General features: G+C 69.2%; 12 protein-coding genes. 8 read left to right on the top strand and 4 right to left on the bottom strand.

The features are described from left to right. Positions 1–30 precede the first annotated feature (30 nt). The 4 genes from HJG52_RS13885 to HJG52_RS13870 all read right to left on the bottom strand — a co-directional run bounded on the left by HJG52_RS13885 (position 31) and on the right by HJG52_RS13870 (position 6,211). Complete coding sequence (locus HJG52_RS13885; protein ID WP_171244226.1) at positions 31–828, bottom strand: dioxygenase family protein; 798 nt, start codon at positions 826–828, stop codon at positions 31–33. Between the two features lie 152 nt (positions 829–980). Next, complete coding sequence (locus HJG52_RS13880; RefSeq protein WP_171244225.1) at positions 981–3,752, bottom strand: bifunctional YncE family protein/alkaline phosphatase family protein; 2,772 nt, start codon at positions 3,750–3,752, stop codon at positions 981–983. A gap of 63 nt (positions 3,753–3,815) precedes the next feature. Next, positions 3,816–5,189 (bottom strand): ABC transporter permease, encoded by a 1,374-nt coding sequence (locus HJG52_RS13875; protein WP_171244224.1) that lies wholly within the window; start codon positions 5,187–5,189, stop codon positions 3,816–3,818. After that, positions 5,186–6,211, bottom strand: a complete 1,026-nt coding sequence (locus HJG52_RS13870) for an ABC transporter ATP-binding protein (protein ID WP_171244223.1) — start codon at positions 6,209–6,211, stop codon at positions 5,186–5,188. The genes HJG52_RS13875 and HJG52_RS13870 overlap by 4 nt, the downstream gene beginning before the upstream one ends. A 344-nt stretch (positions 6,212–6,555) precedes the next feature. Between HJG52_RS13870 and topA the strand changes: the two genes are divergently transcribed. From topA to HJG52_RS13830, 8 genes are all read left to right on the top strand, one after another. Further along, positions 6,556–9,318: a type I DNA topoisomerase gene (gene topA / locus HJG52_RS13865; RefSeq protein ID WP_171244222.1), complete on the top strand. Its 2,763-nt coding sequence runs from the start codon at positions 6,556–6,558 to the stop codon at positions 9,316–9,318. 5 nt (positions 9,319–9,323) lie between these two features. Continuing rightward, positions 9,324–10,688 carry a serine hydrolase domain-containing protein gene (locus HJG52_RS13860; protein WP_171244221.1) on the top strand — a complete coding sequence of 455 codons (1,365 nt, stop codon included), beginning with the start codon at positions 9,324–9,326 and terminating at the stop codon, positions 10,686–10,688. Between the two features lie 87 nt (positions 10,689–10,775). Beyond that, on the top strand, positions 10,776–12,254 hold the full coding sequence (locus HJG52_RS13855) for an FG-GAP-like repeat-containing protein (protein ID WP_171244220.1): 1,479 nt from the start codon (positions 10,776–10,778) through the stop codon (positions 12,252–12,254). A 159-nt stretch (positions 12,255–12,413) separates the two neighbouring features. After that, on the top strand, positions 12,414–13,175 hold the full coding sequence (locus HJG52_RS13850; RefSeq protein ID WP_346767748.1) for an ABC transporter ATP-binding protein: 762 nt from the start codon (positions 12,414–12,416) through the stop codon (positions 13,173–13,175). A 5-nt stretch (positions 13,176–13,180) separates the two neighbouring features. Continuing rightward, positions 13,181–13,906, top strand: coding sequence for an ABC transporter ATP-binding protein (locus HJG52_RS13845; RefSeq protein ID WP_171244219.1), 726 nt, complete (start codon positions 13,181–13,183; stop codon positions 13,904–13,906). A 94-nt stretch (positions 13,907–14,000) separates the two neighbouring features. Beyond that, the gene (locus tag HJG52_RS13840; RefSeq protein WP_171244218.1) at positions 14,001–15,242 is read left to right on the top strand and encodes an ABC transporter substrate-binding protein; all 1,242 of its coding nucleotides are present in this window, start codon (positions 14,001–14,003) and stop codon (positions 15,240–15,242) included. A 10-nt stretch (positions 15,243–15,252) separates the two neighbouring features. Beyond that, entirely contained in the window at positions 15,253–16,122 is an 870-nt protein-coding gene (locus HJG52_RS13835) for a branched-chain amino acid ABC transporter permease (RefSeq protein WP_171244546.1), read from the top strand. Beyond that, on the top strand, positions 16,119–17,147 hold the full coding sequence (locus tag HJG52_RS13830) for a branched-chain amino acid ABC transporter permease (RefSeq protein ID WP_171244217.1): 1,029 nt from the start codon (positions 16,119–16,121) through the stop codon (positions 17,145–17,147). Before HJG52_RS13835 ends, HJG52_RS13830 begins: the two co-directional genes overlap by 4 nt. The last annotated feature ends 385 nt before the right edge of the window (positions 17,148–17,532 follow it).

The raw sequence follows: 17,532 nt of genomic DNA, 5'->3' as shown, positions 1-17,532 counted from the left end.
CTTTGTGCCCCCAAACGCGGGGGCGCCCGGTCAGGCGAACTGCCAGGAGCGCTTGCTCAGGCCGTACCAGAAGCCGTCGATCACCGACTCGTTGTCGAGCGACCCGGACTCGTGTGCCGCGCCGAGGCTGACGTAGAGCGGCGCCCAGTGCTCGGTGCGCGGGTGCGCCTCGTGCGCGGCCGGCGCCTTGTGCTCGAAGTCGAGGACCGCGTCGACGTCACCGCGCGCCAGGGCCTCCGCCGCCCAGTGGTCGAACTCGCTCGACGCGGCCGGTGGCTCGCCGTCCGCGCCGCCCGAGGGGTTGAACCACCGCAGGTTGTGGGTCGTGAAGCCTGACCCGACGATGAGCGTGCCTTCATCGCGCAGCGGCGCGAGTCGTCGGCCGAGGTCGAAAAGCGTCCGCGGGTCCAGGGTCGGCATCGACATCTGCAGCACCGGCACGTCCGCGTCGGGGTACATCTCGACCAGCGGCACGTAGGCACCGTGGTCGAGGCCGCGCGTCTCGTCGCGATGCACGGGCGTCTCACCGGTGGCGACCAGCCGCTCGACCGTGGCGGCGAGCTCGGGCGCCCCCGGGGCGGCATACGTCACGTCGTAGTAGCGCTGCGGAAAGCCCCAGAAGTCGTAGACGAGCGGGACGTCCCCCGAGGTGGCCGACAGCGACAGCGGCGCCTCCTCCCAGTGCGCCGACACCATGAGGATGTTGCGGGGCTTGCCGAACCGGCTCGACCAGTCGGCGAGCTGGGCGGTCCACACCGGGTCGTCGGCGAGCGGCGGGGCGCCATGGCTCAGGTAGAGCACCGGCTGCCGGGTATCGCTCGCGTCCATGCCGAGAGCATACGCGGCGGAGAGTTGAACATTCAATAAAATGTCGCCGAGGTATGCCGCGGGGAGACACGCGACGGCGGCCCACCGACTGCTCGGTGGGCCGCCGCCACTGGCGAATCTCGTTGGCGCTCAGGCCAACTGGGTCAGGGCGGTCAGTCGGTGTCCTTGCCCGGCAGGGCCGCGCCCGGCACCTGGTCCGGGGTGTAGATCTTCGAGTCGCCGGGGTAGGGAACGGTCCAGTTGTGGGTCTGGTACCACGTGTACCGGTTCATCTGCTCCGGGTGGGCGAAGTCGGCCCGGGGAGTCTTGCCGCTGAAGTGCTGCTTTTGCGCCCACTGTTCCCACTCGGCCGCCGCGGACACCTGAGCCGGCGCCACGGTGGGGGCTGCGGGAGCATTCGCCACCTGGTCGGGGCCACACGCCGGCTGCGTCTTCAGGTTCTCCGTCAAGGGAATTCGGTTCGGCTTGGCGGTGTACGGCGTCAGGTCGGGCTTGGTCTGGAACGCCTTGAACATGGGCGTCGCAGCAGCCACCTTCTGGTTGAGCGGCTCGGCACCGAGGATCTGCTCGATGGTCCGGATCATGCTGATCTGCGAGTAGTACGTCGAGACCGTCTTGCCGTGGACGGCATACGGGCTGATCACCTGGATCGGCGCCCGGTGGCCGTCCACGTGGTCGGGCCCGTTCTGGCTGTCGTCCTCGACCACGAAGATCGCCGACTCCTTCCAGTACTTGCTCTTGCTGATCGTCTCCACGACCTTGCCGACCGCGAGGTCACCGTCGGCCACCTGGGCCCGCGGGTCGGGTGCTCCACCGGTGTGGTCGCTGGACAGCCACATCATGTTGAGGTTGGCCGGGCCCTTCTCCTGGAACTCCTTCTTCCAGATCTCGTACCGGTAGATGTCCGGGATGTTCGTGTCGAACATCGGGGCGTCGTGGTTGCTGATCGCGTTGAGCGACGGGATCGGCGAGACCTGGTTGACGCGCAGCGACGGGTCGGTGAGCTGGGCGGGGTCGCCGCCAGCCCACACGTCCTTCACCGCGCAGTAGTACTTCTGCCAGGTCGCGCCGGCCGGCTTGTTCTCGAAGTAGGAGAACTCGCCGAAGTTGCGCGCCGTGTTGCCGGCGGCCTGAACCGCGGTCCACAGGAAGCCCGAGCGCTGGTGTCCCAGCACGTCGTTCTCCGTGTCGTACGAACGGACGTACTCGCCCGCACTGGACTCGGTGTACTCCGGGTTGTCGCCCTGCATCAGCCAGTTGTGACCCTCGGCGGAGTTGGTGCCGACGTCGTAGGTGTTGTCGTAGAGGCCGAACTGCCGCGCCAGCGCGTGGGTGTTGGGCGTGACCTGCTCACCGAACTGCGCCAGCGACGGATCGCCGTTGCCCTCCGGCATGTCACCGTGGATCTGGTCGTAGGTGCGGTTCTCCTTGACCAGCAACCAGACGTACTTGATCGTCGACGGGTCGCCGATGCGCTTCGGCACCGCCACCGCCGGCACGTTCCGGTCGCCGTCGGAACGCTTGACGTCGGAGTCCGCGCCGCCCCAGCCGTTCTGCTTGAAGACCTGTGGCGTGTAGGTCTCCCGGATCTCCAGGTCATTCGGCAGCGAGAACCGCGTCAGTGACGCCGTCGTCGAGTGCGTGCCATGTCCCTTGGCCGGCGTCGTGCCATAGCCCATGTTGTAGGTGATCTCCGGCCCGCGGGCGTCGATGCCGCGACGGTTGGCGACCACCAGCCTGCCGTCGACGTCGAACACGTCCTCGGGGTAGAAATCCGTTGGTACGAGCCCGATGTAGCTCACCGGCTCGATCGGGCTGGCGCCCAGCTTGTAGACCGCGACCGCGTTCGCGCGGCCGAGCGTCACGAGGAGCCGGCCGTCCTTGACGGTCATGCCGGTGGGCTCGTAGCCGACCTTCGAGCTCGCCCAGGGGCGCGTCTCGATGGTCTGCACGACCTTGTCCGTCCTGGTGTCGACGACGGAGATGGTGTCGTCGTTGGTGTTCGCGACGTAGAGGACGGTGCCGTCGACGTACATCGCGGTGGGGTGCAGCCCCACCTCGACGGTGGCGGGCGCGGCGTCCGACGCGGTGTCGATGACGCTGAGTATGCCGTTCGTCGAGTTGCCGAGCACCGGGTCCGCCGGGACCTGGGTCCCGTAGGACTCCATCGTCGTCTCGCCCGCCCTGGCGCGGCGGCCGCCCTCGTCGGAGACGTACAGCTTGGTGCCGACCAGCTCGAGCTGGCGCGGTGCGATGCCCACCTCCCAGGTGCGCTGGACCGTGCCCGTCATCGGGTCGATGGCGACGACCGTGTTCTGGCCGTTCACGGCGGCATACATCGTCTTGCCGTCGCGGGAGAAGACCATGCCCGCGGTGAGCGCCTGGCGGTTCGGCGAGGGCAGGGTCGCGATGGTGACCTTGGTGCCGGCCGACAGCGTCCCGTCGGCGTTGACCGGGAAGCGCGTGAAGCCGGTCGCGTTGGGCATGAAGAGGAACTTGCCGTCGGGGGAGTATGCCGGTCCCTCCTGGCCGACCGTGTTGTCCGTCGGGCGCAGGTTGGCGCCGGCCGCGGTCCCGGCGCGGAAGATCAGCTTGTAGGTCTGCAGGTCGAAGATCTGCAGCGAGATGGAGCGGTCGTTGGCCGTGGTGGCGAGGTAGCGGCCGTCGGGGCTCACGGTGGAACCCATGAACTTGCCGTACTCGGTGACGAGGCGCTCACCGAGGGGCTTGATCATCTGGTTCGAGGAGATCTGCAGGCCGTCGGCGTACTCGGTCCCGACGAGGTTCTCCCCGAAGACGCCGGTGTTCGCGTAGGCGACGCCGCCGGTGACGACCAGGGCGAGCGACCCGGCCACGACGGCGGTGGTGCGGCGTGGGACCCGGCGGCGTACCGGTGTGCCCACGCGGTTGCGGGTGACGTGCATGGTTACCCCTTCTTGAGTTGTCTGTGCAGTTGTGTGTTCAGGCGATGCGACTTCGTGCGGGTACTACTGGGTGAGCAGGTCGACGAGACCGTCGAACTGCCACAGGGGATTGGGTGCGTCCCCGGTCTTGGTGCGGACCAGGAAGTAGCCGTTGACCTCCTTGGGTCCGTCGCCGTCGGCCGTGTAGCGGCCGTCCGGCAGGACATCGAGCTGGTAGATGGCGTTGGCGGAACCGTCGGCTCCGGGCACGGTCCACGTGACGACGCAGCGCCAGTCGTTGCCGGGGCCGACGTCCTCGACCCGGCTGCCGCCCTTGTCGCACTCGGCCGTGGTCCTCAGCTGCGACTCGGTGACCGCCGGGCGGTTCAGCTCCCTCGTCTGCAGGACGTAGAGGTGGGAGAAGGACGTCGCGAGGGAACGCTCGACCTTCGCGCGGTCGACACCCGTGCCGGTCACGCCGGTGACCGCGGCCACGACGGCCGTCGTGACAGCCAGCAGGGCGACGAGCGGCAGCAGCCCGGTGAGGGCGAACCGCCGGCTCGACCCGTCACCACCGAGGTCGGTGAAGTCGCGCCGGACGAACATGCGCTGGGCGAGGTAGGTCGCGAGCGCGATCCAGGCCGCGCTCACGACGAGCCCGATGCCGAACATCCCCAGCTGGGGCGGGTCGGTGAAGAACCCGCGGTAGGTCGTGAACGGGCTCGTCGGGGTGGCCGCACGCAGCGCGACGGGGACCGGCAGCATGTGCACGAGCTCGAGCACCAGGGCGAACGCCACCGGCATGAGCAGGCCCAGCGGTGAGCGGCCGAAGGCGACCGAGCCGAGCAGTCCGATCGCGGAGAAGGCCAGGGTCGGAGGGACCACACTGACCCACGAGAGTGCGACGAGCCGGGCCAGCTCGCCGGAGCCGATGAGGTGGCCGTCGAGCCCGGGCATCGGGTGGCTGCCGACCACGAGCAGCCCGCCCGCGACCGACGAGAGCACCAGCGGCACGAACAGCGCCAGGGTCACGGTCAGGGCCGCCAGCGCCTTGCCGGCGAAGATGAGCCGCGGCGAGCGCACCGTCACGAGCAGGTGCCGCCAAGTGCCGAGCCGGTCCTCCACGGCGAAGATGTCCCCGGAGATGACGCAGGTGACCAATGGCAGGGCCAGCGTGCCGGTGAACACCAGCACCACGAGCGACCCGGCCCAGCCGGTCTGGTTCATCCACCGCCCGAAGACGAAGTCGGCGGGCAGCGACGTCTGGCTGCTCACGACGGCGGTGTAGAGCGCGGGCGCGACCAGGCAGGCCAGAAAGACCGCGCGCAGCCGCCACTGGGCGAGCAGCTTGACCAACTCGAACCGGTAGACCTGCGCGAGGGTGACGTGGGCCACCCGCGCGGGCGGGAGACTGCCGCCCCCGCTGCTGGTGGTGCGGTTGTCGAGGGTGGTCGTCATCGGGCAGCCCCTTCGAGGGTCCTGGTGCTCGGGGAACCGGTGGCGTCGGCGGCGCCGGCGGGGTCGTCCTCGGGGAAGTAGTCGCTGGTGTCCGCACCGGTGAGGGCGAGGAAGGCCGCCTCGAGCGGCGGGATGGTCGGCGCCAGCTCGCGGATCGCGATGCCCTGGTTGACGAGGCCGACGATGAGGGTGTCGAGCGCCGACTCGTGACCCCGGACGACGAGTGAGCGGAGGTCGGCCAGTCCCAACGTCTCCCGGGCGTTGACCACCCGCAGGCCGGCCGTCGCCTCCGCGACCCGGCGGGCGCCCTCCTGGTCGGAGGTGAGGAGGCGGTAGTCGAGGAGGCCTCCCTCGACCGCCAGCTTGCTCGGCGGTCCGGAGAACACCATGCGTCCGGTCGCCAGCAGCGTGACGTCGGTGCACAGTGCGGCGAGGTCGTCCATCCGGTGGCTGGACAGCACGACCGTGGTGCCCGCCTCGGCGAGGTCGGTCAGCACGCGGTGGACCTGGCGCTTGCCGGCCGGGTCGAGCCCGTTGGCGGGTTCGTCGAGCACGAGCAGCCGCGGGTCGCTCAACAGCGCCGCGGCCAGGCCGAGCCGCTGGCGCATGCCGAGCGAGAAGCCACGCACGGGATCGTCGGCGACCTCCTGCAGGCCGACCCGCGCCAGGGCGTCGTCGACGTCGCCGTGTCGGTCGCGCTGCCCGCGCAGCTGGACCACCGAGCGCAGGTTCTGGCGTGCGGTGAGCGAGGGATAGAGCCCGGGGCCGTCGACGAAGCCCGCGACCCCGTCGGCCGTGGCCAGGCCGGAGTCGAGCGACGTGCCCAGCACCTCGAGGCTGCCCGAGTCCGCCGAGACGAGGCCGAGCAGCAGCCCGAGCAGCGTCGTCTTGCCGGCCCCGTTCGGTCCGACCAGGCCGTGGATCTGGCCGGCCTCGACATCGAGGTCGAGGGCATCGAGGGCGACCACGTCCCCGAACGTCTTGGTCACCGCGCGCGCACGGACTGCCGTGCTTCGTCCCATGTCCGTCTCCCGCCTCCTGACCAGGTGAAAACCGCGTCAGGAACCTACGAGCGGGCCGGCCACGAGGTGTCGCCCAACCGGCAAACGGGGAGGAAACGGACTCGGAACATTGGCGCGGTCACCGGCCGGGGGTGAATGCCGGGAGAACAACGCCCCCGGCGTTGGTCACGAAGTCGTCAGAGCGCGGCATACCGTGGCGGACGGTCAGGGCGACAAGACGGGTATGCCGCGTGGCCGGCTCCCGATGGCGGCGCACTTGACGCCTTGGGTTACCGTCTGTGGCGTTGCCATGTCCGAGTAGCGACGAATCCGCTGCACATGGGAGCAGGACGGCAGGTAGAGCTGTGAGCACGGGGCGCAAGCTGGTCATCGTCGAGTCGCCGGCGAAGGCAAAGACCATCGGGGGATACCTCGGCAGCGACTACGAGGTGGAGGCCTCGGTCGGCCACATCCGCGACATCCCGACACCGTCGGAGATGCCGGCGGACATCAAGAAGGGCCCGTTCGGGCGGTTCGGCGTCGACGTCGACCACGACTTCGAGGCCTACTACATCGTCGACGCCGATAAGAAGAAGAAGGTCAGCGAGCTCAAGCGCGCACTGAAGTCCGCCGACGAGCTCTACCTCGCCACCGATGAGGACCGCGAGGGCGAGGCGATCGCCTGGCACCTCAAGGAGGTCCTGCAGCCCAAGGTGCCCGTCAAGCGGATGGTGTTCCACGAGATCACCCGCGAGGCGATCCAGCGCGCGGTCAACCAGACCCGCGACATCGACATGGAGCTCGTCGACGCCCAGGAGACGCGGCGCATCCTCGACCGGCTCTACGGCTACGAGGTCAGCCCGGTCCTGTGGCGCAAGGTCAAGGCGGGCCTGTCCGCCGGCCGCGTGCAGTCGGTGGCCACCCGCATGGTCGTGGAGCGCGAGCGCGAGCGGATGGCGTTCGTCCGCGCCTCGCACTGGGACGTCGAGGGTGACTTCACCCCGGACAGCGAGACGAACCTGTTCACGGCCCGCCTCACCGCCGTCGATGGACGCCGGGTGGCCAGCGGCCGCGACTTCGGCGACGACGGACGGCTGAAGTCCACCGAGGTCGCCCACCTGGACCAGGCCGCTGCCGAGTCCATCGCCGAGCAGGTCCGCGAGGCCGCGATGGCTGTCAGCGGCATGCAGGAGAAGCCGTACACGCGTCGCCCGAGTGCGCCGTTCACGACGAGCACCCTGCAGCAGGAGGCGTCGCGCAAGCTGCGGCTGTCGAGCAAGAACGCCATGCGGGTCGCCCAGCGGCTCTACGAGAACGGCTACATCACCTACATGCGTACCGACAGCACGACGCTGTCGGAGGCCGCGCTGACCGCAGCCCGCCAGCAGGCGCGCGACCTCTACGGCGCCGAGTACGTGCCGGACGCGCCGCGCCGCTACGAGAAGAAGGTCAAGAACGCCCAGGAGGCGCACGAGGCGATCCGTCCCTCGGGTGACCGGTTCCGCACCCCGGCGCAGGTCGCCGGTGAGCTGCGCGGCGACGAGTACGCCCTGTACGAACTGATCTGGAAGCGCACCGTCGCGTCGCAGATGGCCGACGCCCGCGGGTCCACCGCGACGGTCAAGCTGGCCGGCCAGCTGCGCGACACCCGCGGCGTCGAGTTCAGCGCCTCGGGCACGGTCATCACGTTCCGCGGCTTCCTTGCGGCATACGAGGAGGGTCGCGACGAGACGCGCAACGCCTCCGACAACGACCAGGAGCGCCGGCTCCCGCGCCTCAGCGAGGGCGTCGACCTCACGGTCGTGCGCGCCGACCCCGATGGCCACGAGACCAGCCCGCCGCCGCGCTACACGGAGGCGACCCTCGTGAAGGCCATGGAGGAGAAGGGGATTGGCCGCCCGTCGACCTATGCCAGCACCGTCGGGACGATCCAGGACCGCGGCTACGTCAACACCCGCGGCTCGGCGCTGATCCCGACCTGGCTGGCGTTCGCCGTCACCCGGCTGCTCGAGGAGCACTTCACCGAGCTCGTCGACTACGACTTCACCGCCTCCATGGAGGAGGACCTCGACCGCATCGCCGGTGGTGAGGAGCACCGGGGGCAGTGGCTCAAGCGGTTCTACTTCGGCGACGGCCTCCCGGCCGGCGGGCAGGGCCTCAAGGAGCTCGTCGACGACCTCGGCGAGATCGACGCCCGTGAGATCTCGACCATCCCGATCGGCGACGGCGTCGTCGTCCGGGTCGGTCGCTACGGCCCCTACGTCGAGGAGACGGTGCCGCAGGGCGTGGACCCGGCGACGGGCGAGATCACCGGCGAGGTGAAGGACGGTGCGGGCGACACCCCGCGCCGCGCCACCATCAACGACGACATCGCGCCCGACGAGATGACGCCGGAGAAGGCGCGTGAGCTGCTGGCCCAGTCGGCCGACGACGGGCGCGTCCTCGGCCAGGACCCGTCGACCGGCCGCGACGTGGTCGCCAAGGCCGGCCGATACGGTCCCTACGTCACCGAGGTGCTCGACGAGGAGACCGCTGCGCTCAAGGGCAAGAACAAGGTCAAGCCGCGCACGGCCAGCCTCTTCAAGGACATGGACCTCGCGAGCATCGACCTCGAGACCGCGCTCCAGCTGCTCAGCCTGCCGCGTGTCGTCGGCACGGTGACCGAGGAGGACGGCACCACCGTCGACATCACCGCGCAGAACGGCCGCTACGGTCCCTACCTCAAGAAGGGCACCGACAGCCGCTCGCTGCAGACCGAGCAGCAGCTCTTCGACATCACCCTCGAGGAGGCGCAGGCGATCTACGCCCAGCCCAAGCAGCGTGGTCGCGCCGCGGCGGCACCGCTCAAGGAACTCGGCCCCGACCCCGTGAGCGGAAAGCCCATGCTGGTCAAGGACGGTCGCTTCGGCCCGTACGTCACCGACGGTGAGGTCAACGCGACCCTGCGCAAGGCCGACGACCCCGAGTCGATCACGCCGGAGCGGGGCGCCGAGCTGCTCGCGGAGAAGCGTGCCAAGGGCCCGACGACCCGCAAGCGGGCAGCCAAGAAGACGGCGAAGAAGACGGCCAAGAAGGCCGCGAAGTCGGCGGCGAAGAAGGCCACCAAGAGCGCAACCAAGAAGGCCTGAGCCGTATGCCGCTGCGCCCGGACGTCGTGGACCGGCTCGGTCTGCGACTGGCGAAGGAGCAAGCGGGACAACGACTTCCGTCCGTTGCCGCCGGGTTGGTGCGCGACGGTGAGCTGGTGTGGTCCGATGCGGTCGGCACCACGACCGGTCGGGCTGACGGGGAGGCGGTGGACGCAGGCACGCAGTACCGGATCGGCTCGATCACCAAGACGTTCGTGGCGGTCGAGGTGATGCGGCTACGGGACGAGGGTGCCTTCGCCCTGAATGACCCGGTGTCTTCGGTGCTGCCTGACACTTCGGGTGCCTCATTCGCGAACTGCACTGCGGCACAGCTGCTTTCACACACCTCAGGTCTGCCAGCCGAGACATCGGGGCCGTGGTGGGAACGCGTCGAGGGCGGCGACTGGGAGAGCCTGCTCGCGAGCCGGCCGGAGCTGCGGTTCCGTCCCGGAGCGCGGTTCCACTACTCCAACGTCGGGTATGCCGTACTGGGCGAGGTCGTAGCCCGGCTGCGCGGCGTGCCGTGGCACGAGGCGGTGCGGACGAGTCTCCTTGTGCCGCTGGGCATGTCGCGCACGACGCCGCGCCCGGTGCCACCGGCTGCGGCAGGGTGGGGCGTGCACCCGCTCGCCGACCTGCTCCACGTCGAGCCGGAGCACGACGCGGTGTCGATGGCTCCGGCAGGACAACTGTGGTCCACGGTGGAGGACCTCACCCGCTGGGCGGCGTTCCTCGGGGGCCGCACCGAGGGGCTGCTCGACGCCGCGACCCTGGAGGAGATGCTCCTGCCCATCGCGGTCAACGACAGTCCCGGCCAGGCGTGGACGTCCGCGCACGGCCTCGGCTGGCAGGTGTGGAACCTCGACGGGCGCCGGTATGCCGGCCACGGCGGCTCGATGCCCGGCTTCCTCGCCGGGCTGCGGGTGGACCGGGAGACCGGTGACGGCGTCGTGGTCTTCGCGAACGCGACCTCCGGCATGTCGCCCAACCTGTCGTCCGAGCTGCTCACCATCCTGCGCGAGCACGAGCCGGTGCGGCCCAAACCCTGGGTCCCGGATGCCGAGCAGGCGACCACACTGGAACTGGTGGGGGACTGGTACTGGGGCACCACGGCATACCGGCTGCGACTGGCGCCCGAAGGGCACCTCGTCCTCGGCGAGCCGGGCACGGCGCGCGGGTCCCGGTTCCGGCCGGAGGGCGACGGCTGGGTCGGGCTCGACGGCTACCACGAGGGTGAGCCGCTGCAGGTCGTTCGCCGACCCGATAGCAGCGTCAGCCACCTCGACCTCGGGTCGTTCAGGTTCACCCGTACGCCGTACGACCCGGAGGCTGACGTGCCGGGTGGGGTCGACCCGCAGCGCTGGCACTGAGCCGTTCGGGCGGTTCTTCCCCGATCGCGCGCGCGACCGGGCCTCCAGGGCCTAGGGTGCGCTCAACATCCGCACACTGGGGGAACCATGTCACGTCTGCGCGCGCTGGCAGCGACACTTGCCGCTGCCCTGCTCACCGGCCTCGTCGCCGCCGCTCCGGCGACGGCCGCGACCCCGCCGGTGCTGAAGTCCATCTCCGTGGACCGGCAGACCCTGCGCGCCGCAGAGCTGATCAAGACGTCGTATGCCGTGGAGGACGACGCCGCTGGCCTCGAGTCAGTCGCGATCAGCTACTCCCGCACCGACAACTCCTGGGGCCCTGACCTGGGCGCGTCGACGCTTCCGCTGGCGGGGTCGTTCTCCGCGCGGCTGAGCGACGGCGGGTGGCCCGGGCAGCTGACCGCGGAGAAGGTCAGTGTGATGGACGGGCAGGGCGTCGAGGCGCAGTACTGGCGCGACGGCACGATCCGCATCTACGGCACGCAGGTGAGCGGACGGCATACCCTCGACCTCGCCGCGCTGGACCTGACCGTCACCCCGAATGCGCCCACGGTCGTCGCCCGGTCACGTCCGCAGTCCGCGGTCGTCTCCTGGTCCGTAGGGACCAACGAGGCGCCGGGAATCACCGGGTACAAGGTCACGGTGAACCCGGGCGGGCGCGTCATCGACATACCCGGCATCGGGTCTGCGGACCGCTCGGTCGTCGTCACCGGGCTCAAGAACGCCACGCCATACACCTTCACCGTGGTCGCCCAGAGCCGCGTGGGTCCGGGGCCGGGCAGGAGCGCATCCGCGACCCCCCTCATCTCCGGCAACGTGTTCGCCGCCGGTGACGTCAACGGTGACCGGAAGATGGACCTGTTCGCACAGCTGCCGAACCGCGAGGAGCGGCTGTACCGCGGCAAGGGTGCGATGACGTTCGCGCCGTACACCAGGGTCTCGGAGTACGGTGCCGGTTACCGGGTGTACCCCGGGTACAAGTACTTCGGAAAGACCTCCTTCCTCGCCCAGCGCTCCTGGGACAACGGCCTCGAAGGCGTCGTGGTCGAGCGCACCGGCCGGTCGACCTTCGGCGTCGGGGTGCGTCCCCAGGGCGCGTGGCCGACCCGCTTCATCGACGGCAGCGCGGACTTCACCGGTGACGGACGCGCCGACGTCGTCGCCGTGACCTCGACCGGCAGCCTCTACCTCTACCGGTCCACCTCCACCGAGGCGTCGTACTCCAAGGGCGTGTTCGTCGGGCGTGGGTGGCAGACCATGCAGTCGGTCTTCGCCAGCGGGGACGTGACCGGCGACCGCCGCAGTGACCTGTTCGCGGTGGACGCCGCAGGGGTGCTGTGGATCTACCCGGGCACCGGCAAGGGCACCTTCTCCACCCGCCGCAAGGTGTCGGCCGGGTGGGGCGGCCTGGGCGGCCTCTTCTACGCGCGGGACCTGTCGGGCGATGGCCGCGGCGACCTCGGCGCCATCACGATGGACGGCAAGCTGCGCATCTACAAGGGTCGCGGCAACGGCACCTTCGCCCCGGCGGTCACCGTGAGCAGTGGCTGGGCGCCGTACCTCTAGGGCCCCGGATGGCTGCCCAGAGCATGTAGTCCTCAGACATCTAACTTGCGCAGGGTGTGGGTGCTCGTTCCATGTGCGCCCACCACCCGGCGGGCCTAGGGTTGCGCAGAACCGCGACGGGACCCCCTGCTCGTCGCCCTGCCGCACGAGGAGGTGCCGGTGCCGGACGCACGCGTGTCCCCGCTGCTGGAGACCAGCGCCCTCACCAAGGAGTTCCGCGGCTTCCGGGCCGTCAGTGAGGTCGACCTGGCCGTCGAGCAGGGCACGGTCCACGCGCTCGTCGGCCCGAACGGCGCCGGCAAGACCACCCTGTTCAACCTGCTCACCGGGTTTCTCACCCCCACGTCGGGCACGATCCGCTTCGACGGCCGCGACATCACCGGCCAGCAGCCCGAGCAGATCGCCCACCTGGGCGTCGCGCGCTCGTTCCAGATCACCAGCCTGTTCGACCAGATGAGCGTCGTCGACCACGTCGAGCTCGCGCTCGCCTCACCCACCGGACTCGGCTACCGGTTCTGGCGTTCGGCCGGGCAGATGCGTCGCTTCCGTGAGCGCGCGATGGCGCTGCTCGGTGAGGTCGGCCTGGCCGACCGAGCCGGTGCGTATGCCGGGTCGCTCGCCTACGGGCAGAAGCGCGCCCTCGAGCTGGCGCTGGCGTTGGCCCTCGACCCCAAGCTGCTGCTGCTCGACGAGCCCACGGCAGGCATGGGGCTCGAGGACGTCGACCGCACCATCGCCCTCGTCAAGAAGGTGTCCGCCGGACGCACCGTCGTCTTCGTCGACCACAACATGCACGTGGTCGGGTCGCTCGCCGACACCGTCACCGTGCTCCAGTCGGGCAAGGTCCTCGCGCAGGGCACCTACGACCAGGTGCGCACCGACGAGCGGGTCGTCACCGCCTACCTCGGACAGGCGGGATGATCACGATGACCGAGAAGCGCACTGCTGCAACGGGTTCCACGCTGGAGCTGTCCGGGCTGTCGGCCTGGTACGGCGAGGCCCGCGTCCTGTCCGACGTCGACCTGACCGTGGCCCCGGGCGAGGTCGTCACCCTCGTGGGCCGCAACGGCGCGGGCAAGACGACGCTGCTGCGTTCGGTCATGGGCCTGCACCGGCAGGTCCAGGGCAGCGTCTCGTGGGACGGCACCGACCTGGGCAAGGCGTCCCCCGATAAGCGGGCCCGCGCCGGCATCGGCTGGGTGCCCGACGACCGTGGCATCTACTCCACCCTCTCGGTCGCCGAGAACCTCCAGCTGCCACCGGTCACCGGGTCGGATGCGTGGAGTGTCGAGCAGGTCTACGAGCAGTTTCCGGTGCTGCACGAACGCCGGGACTTCCCCGGCACCAAGCTCTCCGGTGGAGAGCAGCAGATGCTGGCCATCGCCCGCGTCCTGCGCATGGGGTCACGGCTGCTGCTGCTCGACGAGCCGTCCGAGGGCCTCGCCCCCGTCATCGTGCAGCGCATCGGCGAGATCATCCGCCAGATCAAGGACCAGGGCGTGTCCGTGCTGCTCGTCGAGCAGAACGTGAAGTTCGCCTCCACCGTCGCCGACCGGCACTACCTCCTCGCCCAGGGGCGGGTGGTCGAGTCCCTCGACAACGACTCGTTCCAGGAACGCACCACCGAGCTGCTGGAGTACCTCGGCATGTAACGGACCAACGCCGACCGGGCGCCGACCGGCCGGCCGCACAGACCCAGCCACGCGGCATACCTGCCAAAGAACGCATCCCCAACCAGGAGTGGACATGCACCGAAACAAGTCCCTGGCCCTCGCGGCCTCTGCCGTCGCAGGCAGTCTCGTGCTCGCAGCGTGCGGGTCCGGCGGGCCCAGCTCCGGCGGCGGCAAGATCAGCGACGACAAGGTCGTCCTCGGCCTGCTCAACGACCAGTCGGGCGTCTACAAGGACCTGTCCGGCCCCAACTCCAAGGTCGCGATCCAGATGGCGGTCGACGACTACAAGGCCAAGTACGGCGACAAGGCCGTCGCCAAGAACATCGAGATCATCACCGCCGACCACCAGAACAAGCCGGACATCGCCAACACCAAGGCGCAGGAGATGTACGACCGCCAGAAGGCCGACATCATCCTCGACGTGCCGACCTCGTCGGCTGCGCTTGCCGTTGCGACACAAGCAAAAGCCAAGAAGAAGCTCTTCATCGACATCGGTGCCGGCACCACCGCTCTGACCGGCGCGCAGTGCAACAAGTACACGTTCCACTGGGCCTACGACACCGGCATGCTCGCGGCCGGCACCGGTGGCGCGCTCGTCGCTGACGGCGGGAAGAACTGGTCGATCGTCTACCCCGACTACGCATTCGGGCAGGACATGACCAAGTCGTTCAGCGCCGCCGTCGAGAAGGCCGGCGGCACGGTGCAGCAGAAGATCGCGACCCCGTTCCCCAACGACAACTTCGCGACGTTCATCACCAAGGCCGGCTCCACCAACCCCGACGTCGTCGGCATCATGGCGGCCGGTGGTGACCTCATCAACTTCGTCAAGCAGTACAACCAGGCCGGGATGGCCGACAAGGCACGGCTGGCCGTCGGCCTGATGTTCATCACCGACATCCACAGCCTCGGCGTCGAGGCGTTCAAGAACACCGTCTTCACCGACGCGTGGTACTGGAACTTCGACGACCAGAACCGCGCGTGGGCCGACAAGTTCAAGGAGAAGACGAACACCCGGCCGTCGTTCGCGCACGCCGGCAACTACTCGGCGGCGTTCAACTACCTCGAGGCCGTGCAGGCTGCCGGCACCGACGATGCGGACGCCGTCGTGAAGCAGCTGGAGGGCAAGAAGATCAACGACGTCTTCCTGCGCAACGGCGAGGTCCGCGCGGCCGACCACAACGTCACCCACGACGTCTACCAGGTCAAGGTCAAGAGCAAGGACCAGGTCAAGGAGGAGTGGGACTACGAAGAGGTCCTCAAGACCGTCCCGGCGAGCGAGGCGTACGCACCGCCGTCGCCTGACTGCAAGATGTGAGGGCTGAGCCCTGACCGCATTCATCCAGTACACGCTCCAGGGGCTGGCGGCCGGCGGGTTCTACGCCCTGGCCGCCCTCGGCCTCGCCGTGATCTTCGGCGTCCTCGGAGTGGTCAACTTCAGTCACGGCGCGTGCTACATGCTCGGCGCCATGATCGCCGCAATCCTGTTGCGGGACACCGGAATGACGTTCTGGGTGGCGCTCGTGGTGGTGCCTCTGGTCATGTTCCTCATCGGGGTGCTGATGGAGCGGTTGCTCGTGCAGTGGCTGCTCAAGCTCGACCCGCTGTACAACTTCCTGCTGACGTTCGGGCTGACGCTGTTCACCGTCGACCTGGTCAAGCGGCAGTATGGCGTGTCGTCGTTGGCCTACCCGGTGCCGGCCGGACTCGGCGGACGGGTGTCCCTCGGGTCGGTGGAGCTGTCCGTCTACCAGATCTTCGCGGCCGCGTTCTCCGTGCTGGTGTGTGTGGTGGTGTGGCTGGTGCTGACCAAGACGCGAGTCGGGATGATCGTCCGCGCCTCGACCGAGGACGCCGAGCGGTCACGGGCGTTGGGCATCAACGTCGCTCGCTGGGTGACACCGGTGTTCGGGTTCGGGATCGCCCTGGCCGGGTTGGCCGGTGTGCTGGCGGCGCCGACCCGGTCGGTCAACGCCGACATGGGGTCGTTCTTCGTCATCATCCTGTTCGCCATCGTCGTGATCGGCGGTCTCGGGTCGATCCTCGGTGCGGTCGTCGCCGGCTTCCTCGTGGGGCTGGTCGAGGCGTACGGGCAGGGTTATGTGGGGCAGTTCAGCCAGGTCCTCATCTTCGTCTTGATGGCGCTGGTGATCCTGTTCCGGCCCGCAGGTTTGTTCGGACGGGAGGAAGCGGCATGAGCGCCCAGCTGGAACAACGGGTCGACGTCGAGCTGCCCACCGAGCCGTCCGCCGTGGGTCGTCGTCCCGTCGTGCGGTGGGCGATGCTGGTCGTCGGGCTCATCGTGACCCTGGCGTTGCCGTGGTTCGTCTATCCCCCTGTCGCCATGGACATCGCCGCATGGGCGCTGTTCGCGATCTCGGTCGACCTGCTGCTGGGGTACACCGGGTTGCTGTCGTTCGGCCACGCCGCCTTCTGGGGGACGTCGGCGTACACGACCGGTCTCATCGCGATCAACTCCGGGCTGCCGTTCCCCGTCGCCATCCTCGGTGGCGCCGTGGTCGCCATGCTGCTCGCGGTGCCCATCGGTTATCTGTCCGTGCGTCGCACCGGCATCTACTTCGCAATGGTGACACTGGCATTCGCGCAGATGATCTACTTCATCGCCAACCAGTGGCGCAGCGTCACCGGTGGCGAGAACGGGCTCCAAGGGATCCCCAAGAACCTCGGTGGTCTCACCGACCTGGTCAACTCCGACTCGTTCTACTTCTACTACGCGGCCCTGCCGATCATCCTCATCGGTGTCTTCATCGCCTGGCGGACGGTGAACTCGCCATTCGGTCGGGTGCTGGTGGCGATCCGGGATAACCCGGCACGTGCTCGGGCGCTTGGCTATGACGTGGAGCGCTACAAGATCATGGCGTTCGTGCTGTCGGCCGGGCTCGCCGGGCTCGCCGGTGGGGTGTTCGCGGTGAGCCACGGGTTCGCGTCGTTGCAGGAGCTCATCTGGACCACGTCGGGCAAGGTCGTGCTCATCACCGTGCTCGGTGGCATCGGCACCCTGTGGGGGCCGGTACTCGGTGCGGCACTGGTCGTCTCGCTCGAGGACCAGCTCGCGTCGTCCGGGTTCAACGGCACCGGAATCATCACCGGCGCCATCTTCGTCGTCATCGTGCTCGCCTTCCGTCACGGCATCTGGGGCACCGCGCGCAACGGCATCAACGCGTGGCTGCGCAAGCGTCGGCAAGGGGCGCGCAGCGACTGAGGTCGGCGTCGACTTGCGCGTGGGTATCGTTGTGCCCCTTGGTATGCCGCGTGGGTGACTCCTGCTCGCGGCATCGGCTGGCCGGGCGTGGATTGCGGCTCACCTGAAGTCTCGGTGCGGTTTCAGGGGCTGGGACGTTGGGCCTGGCTGCCGGTGACTTGGGCGGCGCCGGCGTCTCTCAGCGGTGGTCGTTGGCCGACTGGGCATTGTTCGCGGGGTCGCCTTGGGCCTTGCTCCGGTCTCAGGCGCAGGTATGCCGCGTGGCCGGGTCTCGGCGCGGCGCACCTTGGGGTGTGGTTGGGCTGAAAAGGCGCTGGGAAGGACCGGCAGATCGTGCGCGCTGCTGTTGCTGGTCCGTGCCCCTTCTACTCGTGACGCGGCCGGC

This window comes from Knoellia koreensis, assembly GCF_013041615.1.
Classification (GTDB): domain Bacteria; phylum Actinomycetota; class Actinomycetes; order Actinomycetales; family Dermatophilaceae; genus Pedococcus; species Pedococcus koreensis.
Note: the sequence above shows the minus strand (reverse complement) of the source record. Positions and strands in the feature narration are given on the sequence as shown.

Bases quoted from the DNA above. Each gene is read 5' to 3' on its own strand.
- HJG52_RS13880 (WP_171244225.1), bottom strand. From the start codon at position 3,752: ATGCACGTCACCCGCAACCGCGTGGGCACACCGGTACGCCGCCGGGTC.
- HJG52_RS13875 (WP_171244224.1), bottom strand. From the start codon at position 5,189: ATGACGACCACCCTCGACAACCGCACCACCAGCAGCGGGGGCGGCAGT.
- HJG52_RS13870 (WP_171244223.1), bottom strand. From the start codon at position 6,211: ATGGGACGAAGCACGGCAGTCCGTGCGCGCGCGGTGACCAAGACGTTC.
- HJG52_RS13885 (WP_171244226.1), bottom strand. From the start codon at position 828: ATGGACGCGAGCGATACCCGGCAGCCGGTGCTCTACCTGAGCCATGGC.
- HJG52_RS13830 (WP_171244217.1), top strand. From the start codon at position 16,119: ATGAGCGCCCAGCTGGAACAACGGGTCGACGTCGAGCTGCCCACCGAG.
- HJG52_RS13840 (WP_171244218.1), top strand. From the start codon at position 14,001: ATGCACCGAAACAAGTCCCTGGCCCTCGCGGCCTCTGCCGTCGCAGGC.
- HJG52_RS13845 (WP_171244219.1), top strand. From the start codon at position 13,181: ATGACCGAGAAGCGCACTGCTGCAACGGGTTCCACGCTGGAGCTGTCC.
- HJG52_RS13855 (WP_171244220.1), top strand. From the start codon at position 10,776: ATGTCACGTCTGCGCGCGCTGGCAGCGACACTTGCCGCTGCCCTGCTC.
- HJG52_RS13860 (WP_171244221.1), top strand. From the start codon at position 9,324: ATGCCGCTGCGCCCGGACGTCGTGGACCGGCTCGGTCTGCGACTGGCG.